The sequence below is a fragment of the Geomonas silvestris genome, from assembly GCF_014193515.1.
GTDB lineage: Bacteria > Desulfobacterota > Desulfuromonadia > Geobacterales > Geobacteraceae > Geomonas > Geomonas silvestris.
This window is the reverse complement of sequence record NZ_BLXX01000013.1, coordinates 1-20,422: the sequence shown is the minus strand read 5'-3', so window position 1 is coordinate 20,422 and position 20,422 is coordinate 1. Positions and strand designations below refer to the sequence as shown.

Sequence of the window (20,422 nt, the reverse complement as noted above, 5' to 3'; positions counted from 1 at the left end):
GGACCCCGCGGTCACCAGGCGAGGCCGTTTTGCATCCGGCCTCAGGGTTGAGCAAAGGTGCGAATCTCCCCTGTCTTCGCTTCTTCAAGGTGCGCCCGAGGTTCCCCCGACGCGAGCCTCGCAATCTTCGAGAAAAATTGCTACACTGGCCGCCGTGCCTTGCCCGTCGGTCGCCCCGACGTGGCGCCTCACCTGAACCGAACCGTCTCGAGACCGTGCGTCTCGGAAGGATAGCTCCTATGTACGGCTGGACCGGAAAATTACTGCATGTGGATCTGACCCGCGGGATCCTGGAACGCCGGGTGATCCCCCGTGAGCTCCTCGAGGCCTACCTGGGGGGGCGCGGCCTTGGGGTCAGGCTGATGCGGGACTACTTCAAGATTGATCCCTTCGATCCCGACATGCCGCTCATCCTCGCGGTCGGCCCGCTGTGCGGCACCGCTTCCCCCACCGCGGCCCGTCTGGCCGCCGTCTCCCGCTCCCCCTTGACCGGCACCATCTACGACTGCTCCGCCGGCGGGCGTTTCCCCTGGCGCCTGAAGGCCGCCGGACTCGACGCAGTTTTCATCACCGGGAAAAGTGCCGAGCCCGTGGTGCTTGCCATCGACGACGAGAGGGCCGAGCTCTTGCCGGCGCGCGATTTGTGGGGCAAGGAGATCAAGGCGACGGTCGCGGCCCTCGAGGAGCGCGGATCCGTGGCGGCCATCGGTCCTGCCGGGGAAAACGGGGTGCTCTTCGCCAACATCATGATGGGGGAGGGGAACTCGATCGGCCGCGGCGGCCTGGGGGCCGTGATGGGGGGGAAACTTCTGAAGGCGGTGGTGGTGCAGGGGACCGGGACGACGCAGGTTGCCGACCGGGAGCGCTTCGAGGCCGCCCGCGCCGACGTGATGCGCCTGTTCCGCGCCTCCCCGGTGATCTTCGGGGAGCTGGGGATTTCGGAGTACGGCACCCCCGCGCTGGTCGACCTGATGGCGCAACGCCGCATGGCCCCCACCGAGAACTTCAGCGCGACCTTCTTCGAGAACTCGGAGAACTACTCCGGGCCGGCCATCCGCCGGGAGTGCGGTGCCAAGAAGGACGGCTGCTACGGCTGCCCGATCCAGTGCAAGAAGGCAAGCCGCGACGGCGTAGCGCTCCCCGAGTACGAGACGGTGAACCACTTCGGCGCCTTAAACGGGATCTCCGACCTGAGCGCCATCGTGCGGGCCAACACCCTCTGCAACGAACTGGGGATGGATACCATCTCCGCCGCTGCCACACTCTCCGCCTTCGGCGAGGCAAGGGGGCGCTTCCCGGGCGCCGACGAGGTGCCCAAGCTCTTGAGCGACATCGCCTACCGGCGCGGGGAGGGGGAACTCCTGAGCCTGGGCTCGCGGCGTGCGGCCGAAGCGCTGGGGAAACCGGGACTCTCCATGAGCGTCAAGTCCCTGGAGCTTCCCGCCTACGACCCGCGCGGCGCCTACGGGATGGCGCTCGCCTACGTCACCTCGAACCGGGGCGGCTGCCACCTGCGCGCCTACCCGATCTCCCACGAGATCCTGAGAAAGCCGGTCCCCACCGACCGCTTCTCCTTCTCGGGGAAGGCCCGCATCATCAAGATCGCCGAGGACGTGAACGCCGCGGTGGACTCGCTGGTCGCCTGCAAGTTCGCCTTCTTCGGGGCGACCCTCGAGGAGTACGGCGAGCTCCTCTCGGCGATGACCGGCGTCGAGTACGGGCCGGAGTCCCTCAAGGCCATCGGCGAGCGCATCTACCTCACCGAGCGCTTCTACAACTGCGCGAACGGCTTCGATCTCGACAAGGACACGCTCCCGGAGCGCTTCTTTGCCGAGCCGGGGTCGGCAGGGGAGGGGATCGACATCCCGCCCCTGGACCGCGCGCGCTTCGACGAGGAACTCAGGAAGTACTACCGCATCCGCGGCCTCAACGACCGGGGCTGCTTCGACGACGAGGGTTTCCTGCAGCGGCTTCCCTGAGAAACGGGGGGCGGCCCTGCGCCCCTTTCTGGAAGGCGAGGTGTCAATGGACTTCAAAGCGACTGTGAGGAACCTGGTGGCCGCCTTCGAGAGGGAAGGGATCGCCTATGGCCTGATCGGCGGCTTTGCCTTGGGGTTGTGGGGAGTGCACCGCGGCACGGTCGACATGGATTTCCTGGTCAAGCGGGACGACCTCGACAAGGTCGACGCCATCATGGCGGATCTCGGCTACGAGCTGCGCTACCGCTCGGAAAACGTCTCGCAGTTCCTCTCGCCGCTTCCGGTATTCGGTGAGCTCGACTTCCTGCATGGCTTCCGCAAGGCCTCGCTCGAGATGCTCGAGCGCGCCGAGCACAAGGTGCTCTTCGGCAACGGCATCACCCTTGCTGTCCTGCAGCCGGAGGACCTGATCGGGCTCAAGCTGCAGGCGCTGGTAAACGACCCGCGCCGCGAGCCGGTGGACCGCAGCGACATCGAGATGCTCATGGCCCTGCGTGACAGGAGCATGAACTGGGAGATCGTCCGGGAGTACTTCGAGATCTTCGAGATGCTGGAGCTTTTCGACGAGTTGGAGAGGAAGTATCGCCATGGCCATACCTGACGCCGATCGCGCCGAATTGAAGGTGCTCGCCGCCTCGGCAGAACTGCGGGAGGACGCGCGGCACCTCGCCGCCACCCGGCACAACCCGTTTCTGGTGGACGGCGAGGTGGACGGCGACCGCGTGCTCGAGTTCCTGGACCAGTACAACGCCTTCATGAACCATCCCGTGAAACCTGCCACCCCTTTTTTAGAAACCAACATGAAGCTGTAAAACGGGACCGCCCTGCGCATGAAAGACCAGATCGAAAAGTACACCGCCAAACTGCTTGCCGACCGCTCCGCGCGTCCCGACGCCATCGCCTTTGCCGCGCAGGACGACGTCCTGATCAGCTCCGGTGCGCCGGAACTGGCCGCCCTGGCCGGCGCCACCCTCACGCGCCTGAACGCCCTGGCGCTCGTGGCGGCCCGCCCGGCACTCCCCTTCGCCGATTTTCTGGTGGCGCGCGCTGCGGCCGAGGAGGACGCCATCGTCCCGCAGGACACCGAGACGCGTACCTTCTTGCACGACATCCCGTTCCTGCGCCAAAAGGATCTGGGGGACGACCCGGCACCGGAGATCGCCCGCCTTTTGGGGAGCCGCAAAGGGGTGATCGTCGAAGGGGTGGGGATCGTGGCGGTGGGGGCCATAACCGTCGAGCAGGCCTTCATCAACTACTCGTCCGTATTCCACTCCACCTTCGTGAAGTACCTGCAGGACGTCCTGGCGCAGGGATTTCTGGTGCCGGGCGAGGCCGAGGCGTTTCAGGCCTTCCGCACCCAGTGGCTCCGCCCGGTTTCCGCCGAGGGGCTCGAGTTTAAGACCCCGCTTGCCGGGGAGAAGGAGACGATCCTCGCCGAGATCGAGCGGGTGGGGCGCTACACGGTCGAGCGCGGGCTGGTGGACAGCTTCTTCGGCAACATCTCGGCACGCGCAGGGGAGCTCATCTACATCTCCCAGACCGCGGCGAGCCTCGATGAGCTGGCCGGCTGCATCGACCCGGTCCCCACCGACAACTCGTCGACCACCGGCATCACCGCCTCGAGCGAACTTTTGGCGCACCGCAAGGTGTTCGAAGAGACCGGGGCGCGGGTGATCCTGCACGGCCATCCCAAGTTCTCGGTGGTGATGAGCATGCTCTGCGAGTCCAAGGCGGGGTGTGCCATCAAGGACTGCTGGAAGGACTGCCCCCACGTGCGTCTTTTGGGCGGCACCCCGGTGGTGGCCGGGGAGATCGGCGCCGGCGGACTCGCCAAACGGGTGCCGCCGGTGATCGGAACGACCGGCAGCGCCATCGTCTACGGCCACGGCGTCTTCTCCATCGGCAGGGAAGGCTTCGCCGAGGCCTTCGCCGCCCTGGTGGAGGTGGAAAATTTCTGCCGGCAGGAGTACTTCAGGCGCTTCGACGCCCAGCCGGGCAACAGGTAAGCTGTACCGGTTTATATCCCTCGTTCCCACTCTCCTGCGTGCGCATGCCTCAGGGGACGCCCCGCGTCCCCGGGTTTGCCTGTGCTTTGGAAAAGAGAAAAAGGCCCCCGACTGATGCCGGGGGCCTTTTTTGCTGCCGCGTGCGGTCGATCAGGGGACGGAAGTCCCCGAAAGGTCGTCAGTCGTGGGATCCGATCACCCCGGGGGTTCCCGCCACGGTCGTGGTGACGCCGGTGCTGATCACGATCTTGCGGATGGTCGAGTTGAAGTACTCGGCCACGTAGAGATTGCCGCCGTAGCTGGTAATCCCTTTCGGAGCGCCGAACGTGGCAGCGGTGCCGGTGCCATCGGCCGAGCCGCTTACCCCCACGGTCCCCGCCAGGGTGCTGGTGGCGCCGGTGACGCTGTCCACCTGCCGGATGGTCTGGTTCTGGGTGTCGGTGATGTAGAGCTGTCCCCCTGCCAGGGTCACGCCGTAGATCTGGCTGAAGCTCGCCAAGAGCCCGTTGGCGTTGTCTGCAGAGCCGGTGTCGCCGCTGCCGGCCAGGGTGCTTACGACTTCAGTGGCGATATCGATGCGGCGCACCAGCCGGTTGTCCGCGTCCAGCACGAAGAGGCTCGTTCCGTCGGTGGCGATGCCCAGGGGGCGGTTGAAGGTGTACCCGACCGACATGGTGGTGGTCACTCCGGTCGTGGTGACCTTGCGGATCCGGTTGGTCAACTGGTCGGTGACATAGAGGTAGGTTCCATCGGTGGTAATGCCGGTGGGACCACCGAAACGCGCCGTTGCGCCGTCTCCGTCGAGCGCGCCGGGATAGCCGTCCGAGATGCCGGCAAGCGTGGTGACGACCGCGGTGGCGAGGTTGATCACCCGGATCTGGTTGTTGTTGGTGTCCGCGACGTAGAGGTTGCCTCCCAGGACCACGAGCCCTTGGGGATACCGGAACCGGGCGGTTGCTCCCGTTCCGTTATCGGCTCCGCTGCTTCCCGCGGTCCCTGCCAGGGTTGAGGTCGCCCCGGTCGCGATGACGATCTTGCGGATGGTGTCGCTATCGGTATCGGCAACGTAGAGGTTCGTGCCGTCGGTGGCGATCCCCTGCGGATGGTTGAACAGTGCCGTGTTGGGGAAGGGGGACGTCGGGGGGGGTGGGGGTGGCCGGCGCCGAAACCGTGCTGAGGCCGCTGCTGTTCCCGCTGCTTTTCGCCTTGATCCAGAAATAGTAGGCGGTGTTGTTCTGCAGACCGGTCACGGTGCAGGTGGTGTCCGAAGTGTTGCTGTCCCCGGTAAACATGGTGGCTGCAAGAGCGTCGCTGGCGGTGTGGTAGTACACCTCGTAGCTGGTCGCGCCGGTTACCGCCGACCAGGTAAGGGTGACCTGGCCGTCGCCGGGGGTAACGGTAGTGAGGGCCGGTGTGGCCAGGGGGGGCTGAGGCGTCGCCGGCGCGGCGGCCGCGGTGAGGCTACTCCCCCCGGCGCTGTTCACCGCCCTGGCCCAGACGTAGTAGGCGGTGCCGTTGGTCAGGCCGGTTATGGTGCAGGTCGTGTCGGCGGTATTGCTGTCCCCGGTGAAGCGGGTAGCCGTCGAGCTGTCGCTCGTGGTGCTGTAGTAGACCTCGTACCCCGTGGCGCCCGCTACGGCATTCCAGGAAACGTTCAGCTGGGCGTCGGCAGGGGTGACGGTGAGGAGGCCTACCTGGGTAGGCGGGGTCGGCGTGCTGGCAACACCCCCGGAATCGCTGCATGCTGCAAGAAGAAACACCACCGCTACTGACAGTAACCACCGGACGATGCCTGCGTTCTTCATCATGACTCCCTCCTTTTTTCATCGGCTTCCTGCTGTGACCGTCACCCTCCGCTCCACCTTGTGATTGAATATGGTACTTTGCCAATTAATTCCTTCAAAATAAAGATACCAGAAACAACCTCCGCTTCAATTTGCTGTCAAAAATAAAGGTGCACATCGTGCTGATTCATAAAATCTTTTGCTCATGACAGTGTCAGGCGGATGCCCGTGCTTCGCTCTCGAAGGCTGTAGTTGCCGCCGCTTCTGCCGCACGGGTTACGCCGCCTAACCCGGACCCCCGAACTCGCCTCCCCTCGGTCCACGGCCCGGAAAAGATTATCCATTTCCCATGCTTTGTGCTAAATTCCCCCACTTGTGGAAACCTGACCAGAGGTGCCGATGTCCGAAAAGAGAAACATAGCCCGCGCCGCCGGCGTCCTGGGCGCCGCCACCATGCTCTCGCGCATCATGGGGATGCTGCGCGACATGGTGGTCTCCCGCCTGTTCGGCGCCGGCCTTGCCACCGACGCCTTCTTCGCCGCCTTCCAGATCCCCAACATGCTGCGCCGCTTTTTCGCGGAAGGGGCGCTCACGGCCGCCTTCGTCCCCACCTTCTCGGAGTGGTACACGAACAAGGGGGAGCAGGAGGCGCGGGCGCTCGCCAACGTCTGCTTTACCGTCCTCACCATCGTGATGGCCGCCATCACGGTCGTCGGCATCATCCTCTCCCCGCAGCTGGTGCAGCTCATGTTCCCGGGCTTTGCGGGGAACCCGGCGAAGGCCTCCGTCACCATCTTCCTGAACCGGCTCATGTTCCCCTACATCTTCTTCGTGAGCCTGGTCGCCCTGTGCATGGGGATCCTCAATACGGTGCGCCACTTCTTCACCCCGGCCATCTCGACGGTGTTCCTCAACCTCTCCATGATCCTCAGCGCGCTCTTTCTGCACAGCCGCTTCGAGGTCCCCATCGTCTCCCTGGCGGTCGGGGTGCTGATCGGGGGCTTTCTGCAACTCGCCCTGCAGCTCCCGGTGCTCTACCGTAAGGGGTTCCCGCTGCGCCCGAACTTCGCCTTCAACCACCCGGCCCTGAAGCGGATCGCGCTCCTCATGGGCCCCTCGGTGTTCGGCGTCGGGGTCTACTACCTGAACATCGCGGTGGGCGCCATCCTCGCCTCGCTGCTTCCCGAGGGGAGCGTCTCCTATCTCTACTACGCGCAGCGGCTCTTCGAGTTCCCCCAGGGGATCTTCACCGTCTCGGTGGCGCAGGCGGTGCTCCCCTCGATGAGCCGCCAGGCGGCCAACGGGGATCTCGATGCCCTCAAGGAGTCGCTCAACTACGGGGTGCGGCTCACCCTGTTCATCACGGTCCCCGCCATGGCCGGGCTCATGTTCTGCGCCACGCCGATCTTCTCGCTGCTCTTCATGGGGGGCGCCTTCGACTACGCCAAGGCGGTCAACTGCGGGGTGGCGCTCCTCTACTACTCGCTGGGGCTTACCTTCGTGGCCCTGGTGCGCGTGCTGGTTCCGGCCTTCTACGCGCTCAAGGACACCAAGACCCCTGTGGTGGTCGCCTTCATCGCCTTTCTCCTGAACCTCGCGTTCAGCCTGGCCCTCATGGGGCCGCTCAAACACGGCGGCCTGGCGCTCGCCTCCTCGCTCTCGGCGCTGGGGAACATGGCGCTCCTTTTGTACCTGCTGCGCAAGAAGATCGGCCCCTTCGGCGGCCGCGCCATCGCCGTCTCGGGGCTTAAGGGGCTCCTCGCCTCGGTCCCCATGGCCGCGGTGGTTTACCTGATCCTCGGGCTCGGGGACTGGTCCCGGGTCGGCGGGAAGCTCGCCAAGGGGGCGGTTTTGGGGAGTGCGGTGACGGTCGGCATCGTCATCTTCCTGGCCGCCGCGCACCTTCTGGCCTGCGACGAGGCGCGTGACGTGACCGGGATGCTGAAAAGAAAGCTGCTGAAACAAAAGGGGTGAACCGGAGAGGGAGGAGGGAAACCTTCAAGGAGAACTTGAAGTGAGGGGGGCTGATTTTCTAATCTTGAAGCCCTACGGCGGGAACCCTCAGCCGAGGTTTATGAACAGTTTTTCCACTGTTTTCCCCAGGCAGATTAAAGTTGTCCAATTTTTCCGGCTGCCGGGGCGGGTGAAACCCCAGCCTGAGGCTAAGTAGCTTGAATTTCGAGGTTATCTGGCGTGGGTAAAAAGTGGGCAGAATGCAGAAACGGTTTAAAACGCGCGGTTTTCTCTACTTGTTAACACAGTTTCCCACAAGTTTCCCACAGATCCTGTGGAAAACTTGCGGGGCGCCCTGAACATTAGCAGGATCAGGGCTTCTCCAGCTTCTCGAGCTTCTTGGCCTCGTCCCAGAGCGCGTCCATCTCGGCGAGCGTAGAGGCCTGCAGGGTGGTCCCCCGCTCGTGCAGGGTCTGCTCCACGTACCCGAAGCGGCCGGTGAAGCGGCGTATGGTCTTCCTGAGCGCCTCCTCCGGGTCGATGGAGAGGAAACGCCCGAGGTTCACGATGGCGAAGAGCAGGTCGCCCAGCTCGGACTCCATCTCCTCCTGGCTCCCCGAGAGCATCGCCTCCTCGAACTCGTGCAGCTCCTCCATCACCTTGGCGAACACCTGGTCGGTGTGTTCCCAGTCAAAGCCGACCCGCGCCGCCTTCTCGGTGATCTTCTGCGCCTGCATGAGCGCGGGGAGCGCCGGCGGGATCCCGGAGAGCGCGGTCTTCCTCTCGTCTCCCTTCTCCCCCTTCTTGATCTTTTCCCAGTTAGCGATCTGCGCCTCGCTCGACTCGATGACCGCCTCGCCGAAGACGTGGGGGTGGCGGCGCACCAGCTTGTCGTTGATGGCGTCGAGCACCTCGTCCATGGTGAAGGCGCCGCGCTCCTCGGCGATCGCCGCGTGGAAGACCGGCTGCAAGAGGAGGTCCCCCAGCTCTTCCTTTAGGTGGGCGTCGTCGTCGGCGTCGATGGTCTCGATCACCTCGTAGGCCTCCTCCAGAAGGTAGCGCTTGAGCGACCCGTGGGTCTGCTCGGCGTCCCAGGGGCACCCCCCCGGCGCCCTCAACTTGCGCATGATCTCCATCAGCCGGTCGAAGCGGCCCTGTTCGCTTGCAGTCATGGTGCTTCCTTTCTGGCGTTTGTCACTTGAGTGTTTCCAGGTAGTCCGCCAAAAGCTTCAGCTGGTCGGCGGGGAGCGAGTCGTAGGGGGGCATCACGGTGCCGGGGTAGGCCTTGGAAGGGTCCTTGACGACCCGCTCCAGGAAGTCCCGGCTGCGCGTGCTCCCCACGCCGGAGAGGTCCGGGCCCACCACCCCCCCTTTCTCGTGCACCCGGTGGCAGTCGCGGCAGCGCTCGATGAAGATCGCCTCCCCGGTCCACTTGGTGCCGGCCTTCAGGGTGTGCGGCTCCGCGGTGATCGGGTCGCTCTTCCCCTTGCTGCAGCCGGCGAAAAGGGTGAACGTCACGACGAGCGCTGCGATTGGTAGCTTGTCTCGCATGGGATCCTCCGGTTGTCTGGATGATCGTTGCCGCGCCGAAGCGGGCCGAAAAGGCGGGTCGGGATACCGGTGTGGCCGTCCCCCGCGCATGCGGGGGGGCCAGGCCGATTGCTACTTCTTCAGGTACTGGGCCAGGAACTCCTGCTTGAAGCTCGCGTAGCGGTCTTCCTCGATCGCCTGGCGCACCTTGGCCATCAGGTCGAGGTAGAACTGCACGTTGTGGATGCTGGCGAGGATCGCCGAGAGCACCTCGTTGGCCGTGAACAGGTGGTGCAGGTAGGCGCGGGTGAAGTTTCTGCAGGTGTAGCAGCTGCAGTTGGGCTCCACCGGGTAGAAGTCGCGCCGGTAGTTCTTGTTGGTGAGCCTGATGCGGCCGCGGTTGGTGAAGAGCGTGGCGCTTCGGGCGTAGCGGGTCGGGATCACGCAGTCGAACATGTCGATGCCGCGCTCGACGCTCTCCAGGATGTCCTCGGGAAGCCCCACCCCCATGAGGTAGCGCGGCTTGTCCTCGGGGAGGTAGGGGGTCGTGTACCCCACCACCTGTTTCAGGAGCTCGAGCCCCTCGCCGACCGAGACCCCGCCCACCGCGTAGCCGGGGAAGTCCATCTTCACCAGTTCCTTGGCGCAGTGCTTTCGCAAGTCCTCGAAGACGCTCCCCTGCACGATGCCGAACAGGTACTGGTCCTTTTTCGAATGGGCCTCCTTGCACTGCTTGGCCCAGCGGATGGTCTTCTCGGTGGAGCGCTGGGCGTACCCCTTGTCGCAGGGATACGGGATGCACTCGTCGAAGTTCATGATGATGTCGGCGCCCAGGGCCTCCTGGATGGCGATCGCCTTGGCGGGATCGAGGAAAACCTCCTCGCCGGTGTCCTCGTGGCGGAAGTAGGCGCCTTCCTCGGTGATCCGCTTGTTGGGGAGCGAGAAAACCTGGAAACCGCCGGAATCGGTGAGGATGGGGCCGTCCCACCCCATGAACTTGTGCAGGCCGCCGGCCTTTTGCACCAGGGCCTCGCCCGGGTGCAGGTGCAGGTGGTAGGTGTTTGAGAGGATGATCTGGGCGCCGGTCTCCTTGACCTGGGCCGGGGTCATCGCCTTCATGGCGGCGTGGGTCCCGACCGGCATGAAGATGGGGGTCTGGATGACGCCGTGGGCGGTGGTGACCGTGCCGCGGCGTGCCTGGCTGGTGCGATCCTTGTGCAGCAGTTTGAAAATCATGAACCTTCCGTTGTTACGCGTTTTTTTGGTGTGAAGCCGTAACTTACTTAGCAGAGCGGGGCCCAAAATGCAACATGAACCAGTCGGCGGTATTCCATAACGGCGTTCGTCGCGCCTTGAGCGGCTTATCCGGGCGAATACATTAATTGTATACCGTATACAAAAAATTGTTGCATTTTGTCCTAGCGGCATTTAATATGCGCGCTGAAATACCTCATTTTATCTCAATCCAGCTTGCAGGGATTTATATCACTTACAGAGAAGGAGAGACGAAATGCAGGCATTGAGCCCATGGCGGGCACCCCCATCCCTATGAAACGGACACCGTGAGTCAGATACCTGGCCTCAATGAGCAAAAACACGGTTCCACCGAAGACAGATTCTCACCAACAGATTCTCGATAAAGGCAAAGGGAAAACAAACATGCGAATATTCAACAGCACCGTGGGAAGAAAGCTCCTGATGTCGATTTCAGGCCAGCTCCTGATCATCTTCGTCCTCATTCACCTGGCCGGTAACTCCACCATCTACTTCGGGTGGATCAACGCCTACGCCGAGCACCTGCACAGCATGCCGCCGGTCGTCTGGGTCTTCCGCGCCATCATGCTGGCCATCGTCGGCACGCACATCTGCTACGGCGTCATGCTGACCCTGGAGAACAAGGCCGCCAACCCGACGAACTACGCCGTGAAGCGCCAGCTGAAGGCAAGCTTCGCCTCCGAGAACATGATCTGGACCGGCCTCCTGCTGGCAGCTTTCATCGTGTACCACCTGCTGCAGTTCACCGTGAAGGTGACCCCCGATGTGGCCTGGACCGCCAACCAGGCTGTGGTCGACGTGTTCAAGATGGTGGTGACGAGCTTCTCCAACGCCGCGATCGTCGTGGTCTACGCCCTGGCCATGATCATGCTGTTCCTGCACCTCTCCCACGGCATCCCGAGCTTCCTGCAGACCATGGGCTGGAACAACGATAAGACCATTCCCGTTTACGGCACGGCCGGCAAAGTGATCTCCGCTTTCCTGATGCTTGCCTACATCTCCATTCCTGCCACGATCCTGGTTGGCTTATTGAAACTTTAGGGGGTTCAAGTGATACTCGACGGAAAATGTCCGAAAGGACCGATTCAGACCTCGTGGGACCGGCACCGCTTCGACCTGAAGCTGGTTAACCCCGCAAACAAGCGTAAGTACAAGATCCTCGTCGTCGGTACCGGCCTCGCCGGTGGCGCCGCCGCAGCTTCCTTGGGCGAGCTCGGCTACAACGTGGAGGCTTTCTGCTACCAGGACAGCGCCCGCCGCGCCCACTCCATCGCGGCGCAGGGCGGCATCAACGCGGCGAAGAACTACCCCAACGACGGCGACAGCATCTACCGCCTGTTCTACGACACCATCAAGGGTGGCGACTTCCGTGCCCGTGAGGCGGACGTTTGGCGTCTGGCCCAGGTGTCCAACAACATCATCGACCAGTGCGTGGCCCAGGGTGTTCCCTTCGCCCGCGACTACGCAGGCTACCTGGACAACCGCTCCTTCGGCGGCGCCCAGGTCTCCCGTACCTTCTACGCCCGCGGCCAGACGGGGCAGCAGCTCCTTCTGGGCGCCTACTCCGCGCTCGCCCGCCAGGTGAAAGCCGGCAGCGTGAAGCTCTTCCAGCGCACCGAGATGCTCGACCTGGTGGTGGTGGACGGCGAGGCCAAGGGTATCACCGTGCGCGACCTGGTCACCGGCGAGATCCGCACCCACGTGGGCGACGCGGTGGTTCTGGCCACCGGCGGCTACGTGAACGTGTTCTACCTCTCCACCAACGCCATGGGGTGCTCGGTCACCGCGACCTGGCGCGCCCACAAAAAGGGTGCCTTCTTCGCGAACCCCTGCTACACCCAGATCCACCCGACCTGCATCCCGCAGTCCGGCGAGCACCAGTCGAAACTCACCCTCATGTCCGAGTCGCTTCGTAACGACGGCCGCTGCTGGGCGCCCAAGAAGAAGGGCGACAACCGTCCCCCCAACGAGATCCCGGAAGAGGACCGCGACTACTACCTGGAAAGGAAGTACCCCTCCTTCGGCAACCTGGCCCCGCGCGACATCGCCTCGCGTGCCGCCAAGGAGCAGTGCGACGAAGGGCGCGGCGTGGGACCGGGCGGTCGCGGGGTCAACCTCGACTTCGCCGACTCCATCAAGCGCCTGGGCGAGGACACCATCCGCGCGCGCTACGGCAACCTCTTCGAGATGTACGAGAAGATCACCGACGAGAACGCCTACAAGGTGCCGATGCGCATGTACCCGGCTCCGCACTACTCCATGGGCGGTCTGTGGGTCGACTACAACTGCGAGAGCAACGTCCCGGGCCTCTTCGTCCTGGGAGAGGCGAACTTCTCGGTGCACGGCGCGAACCGCCTGGGTGCTTCCGCCCTCATGCAGGGTCTGGCCGACGGCTACTTCGTGATCCCCTACACCATCGCGAACTACCTCGCGAAGACCAAGCCGGGCGCGGTCAAGGCCGACAACCCCGAGTGCAAGAAGTCCATCGAGGACATCAAGGCGCAGACCAACAAGTTCCTCTCCATCAACGGCAAGAAGACCGTCTCGGAGTTCCACCGCGAACTGGGCAAGATCATGTGGGAAAACGTCGGTATGGCCAGAAGCGAAGAGAGCCTGAAAGACGCCCTCAAGAAGATCCCGGTCTTAAGGGAGGAGTTCTGGAAGAACGTCAAGGTCACCGGCAAGGGCGAGGAGCTGAACCAGCAGCTCGAGAACGCCGGCCGCGTCGCCGACTTCCTCGAGTTCGCCGAGCTGATGAGCAAGGACGCGCTGCACAGAAACGAGTCCTGCGGCGGCCACTTCCGCGTCGAGCACCAGATGCCGGACGGCGAGGCCAAGCGTAACGACGAGGATTACTGCTATGCCGCCGCCTGGGAGTTCAAAGGTGTCGGCAACGAACCTGAACTGCACAAGGAGCCGTTGACGTTCGAGAACGTTCATCTGGCGGTAAGGAGCTACAAATAATGAGTGCACATACCTCCAATACCATGACCATAACCCTGCACGTCTGGCGCCAGGCGGGCCCGAACGCACCGGGCAAGCTGGAGCAGTACGAGGCCAAGAACGTGAGCCCCGACCAGTCTTTCCTGGAGATGCTGGACGAAGTCAACGAGGACCTGATCAAGGCGGGCAAGGACCCGATCGCCTTCGACCACGACTGCCGCGAAGGTATTTGCGGCATGTGCTCCTCGGTCATCAACGGCGTGCCGCACGGCGGCCAGGTGCGTACCACCGCCTGCCAGCTTCACATGAGGACCTTCAAGGACGGCGACGCCATCTACATCGAGCCCTGGAGGGCCAAGGCGTTCCCGATCATCAAGGACCTGATCGTGGACCGTAACGCCCTCGAGCGCATCATGCAGGCCGGCGGCTACACCTCCTGCCACACCGGCGGGGTGCCCGACGGCAACGCGATCCTCATTCCGAAGCCGGAAGCGGATTACGCGATGGACGCCGCCGAGTGCATCGGCTGCGGCGCCTGCGTGGCGGCCTGCCCCAACGGAAGCGCCATGCTCTACACCTCGGCCAAGGTGGCCCAGCTCTCCGTACTGCCGCAGGGCAAGGCGGAGGCCGCCGAGCGCGTCTGCGCCATGGTCGACGCCATGCAGGAGAACGGCTTCGGCAACTGCTCGAACCACTACGAGTGCCAGGCCGCCTGCCCGAAAGGCATCTCGGTCAAGTTCATCGCGAAACTGAACCGCGAGTACCAGAAGGCGCTCTTCAAGTAACAGACGAAGTACCAGGCAAGAACAAGAATGGGCGAGAGGGAAACCTCTCGCCCTTTCTTGTTTGTTGCCGGGTAACTGCCCAAAAAAGCAGCCGTGCTATCCTTTGCTGCATGAAAATAAGGGATGTGATAAAGCTGATAGAGGATGACGGGTGGTACCTGGTGGCAAGCCGGGGAGCCATCGACAGTTCAAGCACCCGATAAAGTCGGGGCGGGTCACCATCGCCGGGCACGGCAACGACGACCTTGCACCGGGAACCTTGAACAGTATCTATAAACAGGCGAAAATAGAGAAGAGAGGCTAAACATGTACAGCTACCTGGTCGTCATCGAAAAAACAGAAACAAACTTTTCCGCCTACGCCCCCGACCTTCCCGGTTGCGTAGCTACCGGAGCCACTCGGGAAGAGACCGAGGCGAATATGCGCAAGGCCCTGAAATTCCACATCGAGGGGCTCATGGAAGATAACCAGCCGATCCCAGAACCCCGCTCTTACGCAGAAATCATGGCCGTCTCCTAGAAACCGTCCTGCCCCTGCTACTCCCCCTCCAGCGCCCCGGTCTGCCGCAAGGCCTCGTAGAGCACGATACCCGCCGACGTCGACAGGTTCAGGCTGCGCACCTTGCCGAAGATCGGGATGCGCACCGAGCGCTCCGGGTTCGCCTCGATGAGTTCCTCCGGCAGCCCCTTGGTCTCCTTCCCGAACACGATGAAATCCCCCGCCCTGAAGCCGAACTCCACATAACTCCTAGGCGCCTTCTTGCTGGTGTAGACGAAGCGGCCCCCGGGAAAGGCCCGCTCGAGGGCAGGGAGGTCGGGCCAGTAACGGATATCCACCTCGCTCCAGTAATCGAGGCCGGCCCGCTTCAGGTAGCGGTCGTCGGTAGAAAAACCGAGCTTGCCAACCAGGTGCAGCACGGTAGCGGTGGCGCCGCAGAGGCGGGCTATGTTGCCGGTGTTTGGCGGAATTTCCGGCTCGACCAGCACTATGTTAAACGGTACGCTGCACGACATTTCTAAGATCTCCTTACAGCTTTAATCTATTTGTAAACGCACTTTCTCATTATAGAAAAAAAGCTACTCAATCTGTACTTTATTATTAGCTCAAAGCTTCACGTTACGCAAAAAGAAATCCTGTAAACCCCAGTGATTATGCGCCTTTAAAAGTGGTCTCAGTTACGTAAGCTTGCAATTTTTCTAAATTAGTGCTATGGTCTGCACCTCTTTAACACACGGAGGCAATTTTGGAGCTGCCTGACAGTCACGGACACTTCGGTAGATTTGGGGGCAGATACGTCTCGGAGACGTTGATGCCGGCCCTGCTCGAGCTCGAGCAGGCCTACCAGCACTACCGCAACGATAAGGAATTCCAGGAGGAGTTCGCCTACTACCTGCGTCAGTACGTGGGCCGGCCGAACCCCCTGTACCTGGCGGCCAAGCTCAGTGACAAGCTGGGGGGCGCCAAGATCTATCTCAAGCGCGAAGACTTAAACCACACCGGCGCGCACAAGGTGAACAATACCATCGGCCAGGCCCTTTTGGCCAAGCGGATGGGGAAAAACAAGGTGATCGCCGAAACCGGCGCCGGACAGCACGGCGTAGCGACGGCCACGGTGGCGGCGCTCTTCGGGATGCAGTGCGAGGTATACATGGGCGAGGAGGACATCCGCCGCCAGTCCCTCAACGTGTTCCGCATGAAGCTCCTGGGTGCCACGGTGGTTCCGGTCAGCTCCGGCACCGCAACGCTCAAAGACGCCATGAACGAGGCGATGCGCCGGTGGGTCACCAACGTCGCCGACACCTTCTACATCATCGGCACCGTCGCGGGGCCGCATCCCTACCCGGTCATGGTGCGCGATTTCCAGGCGGTCATCGGCGACGAGGCCCGGGAGCAGCACCTGGCTGCCGAAGGGCGCCTGCCCGACTACCTGGTTGCCGCCGTCGGCGGCGGCAGCAACGCCATCGGCCTCTTCCACGCCTTCCGGGAGGACGCCTCGGTGCAGCTGATCGGGGTCGAGGCGGCCGGTTACGGCATCGATTCCGGCAAGCACGCAGCCCCCTTGTGCGCCGGCAGCGTCGGGGTGTTGCACGGCAACAAGACCTTTCTGTTGCAGGACGCCTTCGGCCAGATAGCACATGCGCACTCCATCTCCGCGGGACTCGACTACCCCGGTGTGGGACCCGAGCACGCCTACCTGAAAGAGAGCGGCCGCGCGAGCTACGTGTCGGTTACCGACGCGGAGGCTCTGGACGCCTTCCAGGCACTCACCCGCGAAGAGGGGATCATTCCGGCCCTGGAGTCGTCGCACGCCGTGGCTCACGCCATGCGCCTCGCCCCCACGCTCTCCCGCGACAAAAGCATCGTGGTCTGCCTCTCCGGCAGGGGGGACAAGGACATCCACACCGTTGCCGACGTGATGGGGGTGCAGCTGTAACTATTTGACATCCTGTGCTCAAGGGAAGGGGGCCGGCGTCGGTCCTCTTTTTTTGTTTGGAAATCTTACACAAATCTAATTTAACGCTTGCAATGTTGTCGGTATTGGCTACACTTTAGGCCTCTGGGCCTTTTATATATGAGGGGATTTAATTAAAAGAAGGAGATGATTGGCGCGGGCCTAAACCGACAGTAAGGAGCTGACACCTGAAAGCCGGCAAAGCCATTCAAACTAACCATCTATGAAAAGAACGATCGTATCGCTGGTCGCGGTGCTGTTTTTGAGCGCATCGTGTGACCAGTCCCATCTGCAGCAGACCCAGGCCACAGTTCAGCCTGGCCTGTCTCCGTGGGACCGGGATCTTTTAGCCCGGGAATCGGAAGAGAAATCGAACGCAACAGGACCTGCCCAGAAGCCGGCGCAGGTACAACCTTTCCAAGATGACGACGCTGTAGAAGTAAGGAGGAAGCAGATCCCGGCCATCTCGGCCACCTTTGCCCGGCGCACCACGCCGGAGCGGGCCCAGTGGCTTGCGGAGCTCTGCTTCAAGAAGACCATCGGGACCACCTTCACGCCGCTCGACCTGGCGGAGATCGCACTCGCGGAGACCGGCGGCCATCAGCTTTCCTCCCGGGCGGTGTCCTCCAAGGGCGCCCTGGGTGTCTGGCAGTTGATGCCCGAGCGGGCGAGGAGCCACGGGTTCCACCCCTCCGAGATGAGGGACGACGAGAAATGCGCCGACGCTGCGGTGCGGGAGCTCAAAGAGAAGCTCACCATGGCGGGGGGCAACCTGTCCAGGGCGAAGCGCTACTACTGCGGTGCGGGTCCGGCCGCCGTAGCCTACGACAAGCTGCGCAAGCGCTTCAGGGCCGAAATCCTGCAGGAGCTCGAAAAAGGTTTTCAGGACCGTGGGCTCCTGGTCCAGATGGCAAGTCACGGATAGTCTTTTTCGTATCATTGGGTTGTGGTATAGTGGGCGGGTTCCGGGGGCGGAATCCGCCCCTTTTTTTATTTGAGGAGATAGCGTGTGAAAAAAGCGGTATGGCTGGTTGTGCTGGTGCTGATCCTCTCCGGGTGCACCTTGTTCGTGAAGGAACCCCAGGTCGCGGTCCGGGACCTCAATGTAGTGTCGCTGGATCCTGCCGGGCTCGGCATGGAGCTCTACCTGACGGTCGACAATCCCAACTCGTTCGACCTGCGGCTTTTGGGCTACAGCTACGACCTCAAGGTAATGGCGCTCCCGCTGGCCAGAGGGGGGGCGCGCGACGAGATCCGTTTCCCCGCGAAGAGCGAGACCGGCGTGCGCATCCCGGTGAAGATCGGCTATGGCGAACTCATCGAGATCCTCAAGAGGATGCCCGATCCCGACCACATCCCCTATACGCTTTCCGCCGGACTCGACCTGGAGACCCCGGTCGGGCAGCGCAGCATCCCGGTGAACCGCACCGGCACCTACGCGGTCCCGCCGCAGTACCGCCCGGGAAACCTCTTCAAGGGGCTGGGAAACCTGTTTAACGGCAGGGACTAAAGGCAGGGCCCGGGGGCAATGGCGTAGAGGAAAGGCAGGGGCCAGGGGATGGGACCGGGGCGGTCGAGGTTGCCGCGGGTATCCCCAGGCTCCGGTCCACTGATTTATATGAGGAGCTGGAATGAACGTAGTTGACGTAGTGGGGCTGAGCAAGAGTTTCGGGTCCAAGGTGATCCTCGACAAGGTGATCTTCGCGGTGGGCGACGACGAGAGGGTGGGGTTGATCGGGGCCAACGGTGCCGGCAAATCGACACTGCTCACCATCCTCGCCGGCGTGGAGGACTCGGACGGCGGCTCGATCGCCATGAAACGCGGCGCGCAGGTGGGCTACCTGAGCCAGGATCCGGTCCTGGACGAGACTTCGACGGTCGCCGCCGAGATAGAGAGCGGTCTGGTGAAGATCAGAAAGACCATGGCCGAGTTCAACGAGATCTCCGAGAAGATGGCGCAGAACCCGGCCGACCTGGACCGGCTGCTGGCGCGCCAGGGGGAGCTCTCGGTCTGGATCGAGCACCACGGCGGCTGGAACACCGACCACCGGGTGGCCGAAATGATGACCCATCTGCAGCTTCCCGACCCGAACCAGAAGATCGGCACCCTCTCCGGGGGTACCAAGCGCCGGGTGGCACTGGCGCGGCTCCTCTTGCAGGCGCCGGACCTGCTGCTCCTGGACGAGCCGACCAACCACCTGGACGCCGACACCACCCAGTGGCTGCAGGAACACCTGAAGGCGTACCCCGGCGCCGTCATGCTGATCACCCACGACCGCTACTTCCTGGACCAGGTGGTGACGAGGATGCTGGAGCTGGAACGCGGCGCCATCATCTCCTATCCGGGCGGCTACTCCCAATACCTCGAACAGCGCGAGGAGCGCCTGATGGGCGAGGCGACTACCCGCTCGCGTCTGCTGAACCTGTTGCGCACCGAGACCGCCTGGATGCGGCGCGGCCCGGCGGCCAGGACCACCAAGCAGAAGGCGCGCATCGACCGCTTCTACGACCTGGAGGAGGCCGTCTCAGGCCCGGTGCGCAAGGAGCTCAAGATCGGCTTCAACACCGAGGAGGGGCTGGGCGGCACCATCCTCGAGCTGGACAAGGTGGCCAAGGGGTACGGCGAGCGCAAGCTCCTCAAAGGGGTGAGCTTCGGGATGAAGCGCGGCGACCGCGTCGGCGTCATCGGCCCCAACGGCTGCGGCAAGACCACCCTGATCAGGATGATCATGGGGCAGGAGGAACCGGACTCGGGGAAGCTGGTGGTCGGCAAGAAGACCAAGATCTCCTACTTTGACCAGTTGCGCGAGGTGATCGATCCCGACCAGACCGTGTACGACTTCTTCGGCGAGGGGGATTACGTCACCACCAGTAACGGGGAGAAGCGGCACAAGATCGGCTACCTCGAGGAGTTCCTGTTTGCACCGGAGGACCGGCGCCGCCCGATCGGCAGCCTCTCCGGTGGTGAGAAGAGCCGGCTCATCCTGGCGCGCCTCATGCTGCAGGACGCGAACCTGCTGGTGCTCGACGAGCCGACCAACGACCTCGACATCCCGACCCTGCAGCTTCTGGACGCTTCACTCGCGAACTTCCCGGGGTGCGTGCTCATGGTAACCCACGACCGCTTCTTCCTGGACAAGGTGGCGACGGGGGTGCTCGCCTTCGAAGGGGAGGGGAGCGTCATCTTCTACGAGGGGAACTACACCAACTACCGCGAGCGCAAGGAAGAGAACCGGGTAGCAGCGGTTGCTGCCCAGCGCGTGGAGAAGAAGGACGCCCCGGCGGCGCGGCCGGAGAAGGCGAAGAAGGGGCTCACCTATGCGGAGCGGATCGAGCTTGAGAAGCTGGAGGCCAACATCGGTGTGCTGGAGCAGGAGTTTGCCGAGGTTGAGAAGCAACTGGCGGATCCCAGCTGTTATGCGGCGGTTGACGGTGGGATAGCGGCCATCTCGGCAAACTACAGTCGCCTTGAAGGTGAGCTTGCCACGAGCTATGCGCGGTGGGAGGAACTGGAGCTGAAAAAGGGAGGTTGATGGGGGAGGCTAGGCAGCAGTTCCGCCCCCTCGGGGGCCCCGCAGCCCCTCTGGGGGTGTAAAGGATTTTGTGTAAATGTCCTATCGGCTACATAACGGGCATTCTACCTTCGTAAATGATCGAGAACTGGTTTAGGGCTAGCCTCCACCCCGGGATCGCTCTGCACCAAGTCTTGGAGACG

General features: G+C 63.1%; 20 protein-coding genes. 14 read left to right on the top strand and 6 right to left on the bottom strand.

Going from position 1 to position 20,422, the window contains the following annotated elements; all coding sequences use genetic code 11:
* Positions 1 to 239 precede the first annotated feature (239 nt).
* The 4 genes from GMST_RS17850 to GMST_RS17835 are packed head-to-tail and all read left to right on the top strand — an operon-like array spanning position 240 to position 3,985.
* Positions 240 to 1,979: an aldehyde ferredoxin oxidoreductase family protein gene (locus GMST_RS17850; protein WP_183356061.1), complete on the top strand. Its 1,740-nt coding sequence runs from the start codon at positions 240 to 242 to the stop codon at positions 1,977 to 1,979.
* A gap of 46 nt (positions 1,980 to 2,025) precedes the next feature.
* The gene (locus tag GMST_RS17845) at positions 2,026 to 2,580 is read left to right on the top strand and encodes a nucleotidyltransferase family protein (protein ID WP_183356060.1); all 555 of its coding nucleotides are present in this window, start codon (positions 2,026 to 2,028) and stop codon (positions 2,578 to 2,580) included.
* Complete coding sequence (locus tag GMST_RS17840) at positions 2,567 to 2,791, top strand: hypothetical protein (protein WP_183356059.1); 225 nt, start codon at positions 2,567 to 2,569, stop codon at positions 2,789 to 2,791. Before GMST_RS17845 ends, GMST_RS17840 begins: the two co-directional genes overlap by 14 nt.
* An 18-nt stretch (positions 2,792 to 2,809) precedes the next feature.
* The gene (locus GMST_RS17835) at positions 2,810 to 3,985 is read left to right on the top strand and encodes a class II aldolase/adducin family protein (protein WP_183356058.1); all 1,176 of its coding nucleotides are present in this window, start codon (positions 2,810 to 2,812) and stop codon (positions 3,983 to 3,985) included.
* Between the two features lie 178 nt (positions 3,986 to 4,163).
* Here the strand turns inward: GMST_RS17835 and GMST_RS17830 are convergent, their stop codons facing one another.
* Together GMST_RS17830 and GMST_RS17825 are read right to left on the bottom strand one after the other, a co-directional pair.
* On the bottom strand, positions 4,164 to 4,988 hold the full coding sequence (locus tag GMST_RS17830; RefSeq protein ID WP_281380070.1) for an NHL repeat-containing protein: 825 nt from the start codon (positions 4,986 to 4,988) through the stop codon (positions 4,164 to 4,166).
* Positions 4,989 to 5,034: 46 nt separating this feature from the next.
* Positions 5,035 to 5,793, bottom strand: coding sequence for a fibronectin type III domain-containing protein (locus tag GMST_RS17825; RefSeq protein ID WP_183356056.1), 759 nt, complete (start codon positions 5,791 to 5,793; stop codon positions 5,035 to 5,037).
* Between the two features lie 375 nt (positions 5,794 to 6,168).
* Between GMST_RS17825 and murJ the strand changes: the two genes are divergently transcribed.
* Entirely contained in the window at positions 6,169 to 7,743 is a 1,575-nt protein-coding gene (gene murJ, locus GMST_RS17820) for a murein biosynthesis integral membrane protein MurJ (protein WP_183356055.1), read from the top strand.
* 350 nt (positions 7,744 to 8,093) lie between these two features.
* On the opposite strand, the gene mazG is transcribed toward murJ, so the two are convergent.
* From mazG to tgt, 3 genes are all read right to left on the bottom strand, one after another.
* Positions 8,094 to 8,894 carry a nucleoside triphosphate pyrophosphohydrolase gene (mazG, locus tag GMST_RS17815; protein ID WP_183356054.1) on the bottom strand — a complete coding sequence of 267 codons (801 nt, stop codon included), beginning with the start codon at positions 8,892 to 8,894 and terminating at the stop codon, positions 8,094 to 8,096.
* A gap of 22 nt (positions 8,895 to 8,916) precedes the next feature.
* Positions 8,917 to 9,273 (bottom strand): c-type cytochrome, encoded by a 357-nt coding sequence (locus GMST_RS17810; RefSeq protein WP_183356053.1) that lies wholly within the window; start codon positions 9,271 to 9,273, stop codon positions 8,917 to 8,919.
* A 111-nt stretch (positions 9,274 to 9,384) separates the two neighbouring features.
* Complete coding sequence (gene tgt / locus GMST_RS17805; RefSeq protein WP_183356052.1) at positions 9,385 to 10,488, bottom strand: tRNA guanosine(34) transglycosylase Tgt; 1,104 nt, start codon at positions 10,486 to 10,488, stop codon at positions 9,385 to 9,387.
* Positions 10,489 to 10,911: 423 nt separating this feature from the next.
* Between tgt and GMST_RS17800 the strand changes: the two genes are divergently transcribed.
* The 5 genes from GMST_RS17800 (at position 10,912) to GMST_RS17780 (ending at position 14,774) form a co-directional block, all read left to right on the top strand.
* Positions 10,912 to 11,568: a succinate dehydrogenase cytochrome b subunit gene (locus GMST_RS17800; protein WP_183356051.1), complete on the top strand. Its 657-nt coding sequence runs from the start codon at positions 10,912 to 10,914 to the stop codon at positions 11,566 to 11,568.
* 9 nt (positions 11,569 to 11,577) lie between these two features.
* Positions 11,578 to 13,491, top strand: a complete 1,914-nt coding sequence (locus GMST_RS17795) for a fumarate reductase/succinate dehydrogenase flavoprotein subunit (protein WP_183356050.1) — start codon at positions 11,578 to 11,580, stop codon at positions 13,489 to 13,491.
* Positions 13,491 to 14,255: a succinate dehydrogenase/fumarate reductase iron-sulfur subunit gene (locus GMST_RS17790; RefSeq protein WP_183356049.1), complete on the top strand. Its 765-nt coding sequence runs from the start codon at positions 13,491 to 13,493 to the stop codon at positions 14,253 to 14,255. Before GMST_RS17795 ends, GMST_RS17790 begins: the two co-directional genes overlap by 1 nt.
* Before the next feature lie 151 nt (positions 14,256 to 14,406).
* Entirely contained in the window at positions 14,407 to 14,559 is a 153-nt protein-coding gene (locus tag GMST_RS22505; protein WP_308936502.1) for a type II toxin-antitoxin system HicA family toxin, read from the top strand.
* A gap of 2 nt (positions 14,560 to 14,561) precedes the next feature.
* The gene (locus GMST_RS17780) at positions 14,562 to 14,774 is read left to right on the top strand and encodes a type II toxin-antitoxin system HicB family antitoxin (protein ID WP_183356048.1); all 213 of its coding nucleotides are present in this window, start codon (positions 14,562 to 14,564) and stop codon (positions 14,772 to 14,774) included.
* A 17-nt stretch (positions 14,775 to 14,791) separates the two neighbouring features.
* Here GMST_RS17780 and GMST_RS17775 read toward each other — a convergent pair whose 3' ends face one another.
* Complete coding sequence (locus tag GMST_RS17775; RefSeq protein WP_183356047.1) at positions 14,792 to 15,268, bottom strand: tRNA (cytidine(34)-2'-O)-methyltransferase; 477 nt, start codon at positions 15,266 to 15,268, stop codon at positions 14,792 to 14,794.
* Positions 15,269 to 15,498: 230 nt separating this feature from the next.
* Between GMST_RS17775 and trpB the strand changes: the two genes are divergently transcribed.
* The 4 genes from trpB to ettA all read left to right on the top strand — a co-directional run bounded on the left by trpB (position 15,499) and on the right by ettA (position 20,240).
* A complete protein-coding gene (gene trpB / locus GMST_RS17770; RefSeq protein ID WP_183356046.1) occupies positions 15,499 to 16,689 on the top strand; it encodes a tryptophan synthase subunit beta in 1,191 nt (396 codons plus the stop codon).
* A 241-nt stretch (positions 16,690 to 16,930) separates the two neighbouring features.
* Positions 16,931 to 17,632, top strand: a complete 702-nt coding sequence (locus tag GMST_RS17765; RefSeq protein WP_183356045.1) for a transglycosylase SLT domain-containing protein — start codon at positions 16,931 to 16,933, stop codon at positions 17,630 to 17,632.
* Positions 17,633 to 17,716: 84 nt separating this feature from the next.
* On the top strand, positions 17,717 to 18,217 hold the full coding sequence (locus GMST_RS17760; protein WP_183356044.1) for an LEA/WHy family protein: 501 nt from the start codon (positions 17,717 to 17,719) through the stop codon (positions 18,215 to 18,217).
* Between the two features lie 121 nt (positions 18,218 to 18,338).
* Complete coding sequence (gene ettA / locus GMST_RS17755) at positions 18,339 to 20,240, top strand: energy-dependent translational throttle protein EttA (protein WP_183356043.1); 1,902 nt, start codon at positions 18,339 to 18,341, stop codon at positions 20,238 to 20,240.
* Positions 20,241 to 20,422: the final 182 nt, after the last annotated feature.

Bases quoted from the DNA above. Each gene is read 5' to 3' on its own strand.
- GMST_RS17765 (WP_183356045.1), top strand. From the start codon at position 16,931: ATGAAAAGAACGATCGTATCGCTGGTCGCGGTGCTGTTTTTGAGCGCA.
- GMST_RS17780 (WP_183356048.1), top strand. From the start codon at position 14,562: ATGTACAGCTACCTGGTCGTCATCGAAAAAACAGAAACAAACTTTTCC.
- GMST_RS17825 (WP_183356056.1), bottom strand. From the start codon at position 5,793: ATGATGAAGAACGCAGGCATCGTCCGGTGGTTACTGTCAGTAGCGGTG.
- murJ (WP_183356055.1), top strand. From the start codon at position 6,169: ATGTCCGAAAAGAGAAACATAGCCCGCGCCGCCGGCGTCCTGGGCGCC.
- GMST_RS17775 (WP_183356047.1), bottom strand. From the start codon at position 15,268: ATGTCGTGCAGCGTACCGTTTAACATAGTGCTGGTCGAGCCGGAAATT.
- mazG (WP_183356054.1), bottom strand. From the start codon at position 8,894: ATGACTGCAAGCGAACAGGGCCGCTTCGACCGGCTGATGGAGATCATG.
- GMST_RS17850 (WP_183356061.1), top strand. From the start codon at position 240: ATGTACGGCTGGACCGGAAAATTACTGCATGTGGATCTGACCCGCGGG.
- GMST_RS17810 (WP_183356053.1), bottom strand. From the start codon at position 9,273: ATGCGAGACAAGCTACCAATCGCAGCGCTCGTCGTGACGTTCACCCTT.
- GMST_RS17835 (WP_183356058.1), top strand. From the start codon at position 2,810: ATGAAAGACCAGATCGAAAAGTACACCGCCAAACTGCTTGCCGACCGC.
- GMST_RS17800 (WP_183356051.1), top strand. From the start codon at position 10,912: ATGCGAATATTCAACAGCACCGTGGGAAGAAAGCTCCTGATGTCGATT.
- GMST_RS17790 (WP_183356049.1), top strand. From the start codon at position 13,491: ATGAGTGCACATACCTCCAATACCATGACCATAACCCTGCACGTCTGG.
- GMST_RS17845 (WP_183356060.1), top strand. From the start codon at position 2,026: ATGGACTTCAAAGCGACTGTGAGGAACCTGGTGGCCGCCTTCGAGAGG.
- tgt (WP_183356052.1), bottom strand. From the start codon at position 10,488: ATGATTTTCAAACTGCTGCACAAGGATCGCACCAGCCAGGCACGCCGC.
- GMST_RS17840 (WP_183356059.1), top strand. From the start codon at position 2,567: ATGGCCATACCTGACGCCGATCGCGCCGAATTGAAGGTGCTCGCCGCC.
- ettA (WP_183356043.1), top strand. From the start codon at position 18,339: ATGAACGTAGTTGACGTAGTGGGGCTGAGCAAGAGTTTCGGGTCCAAG.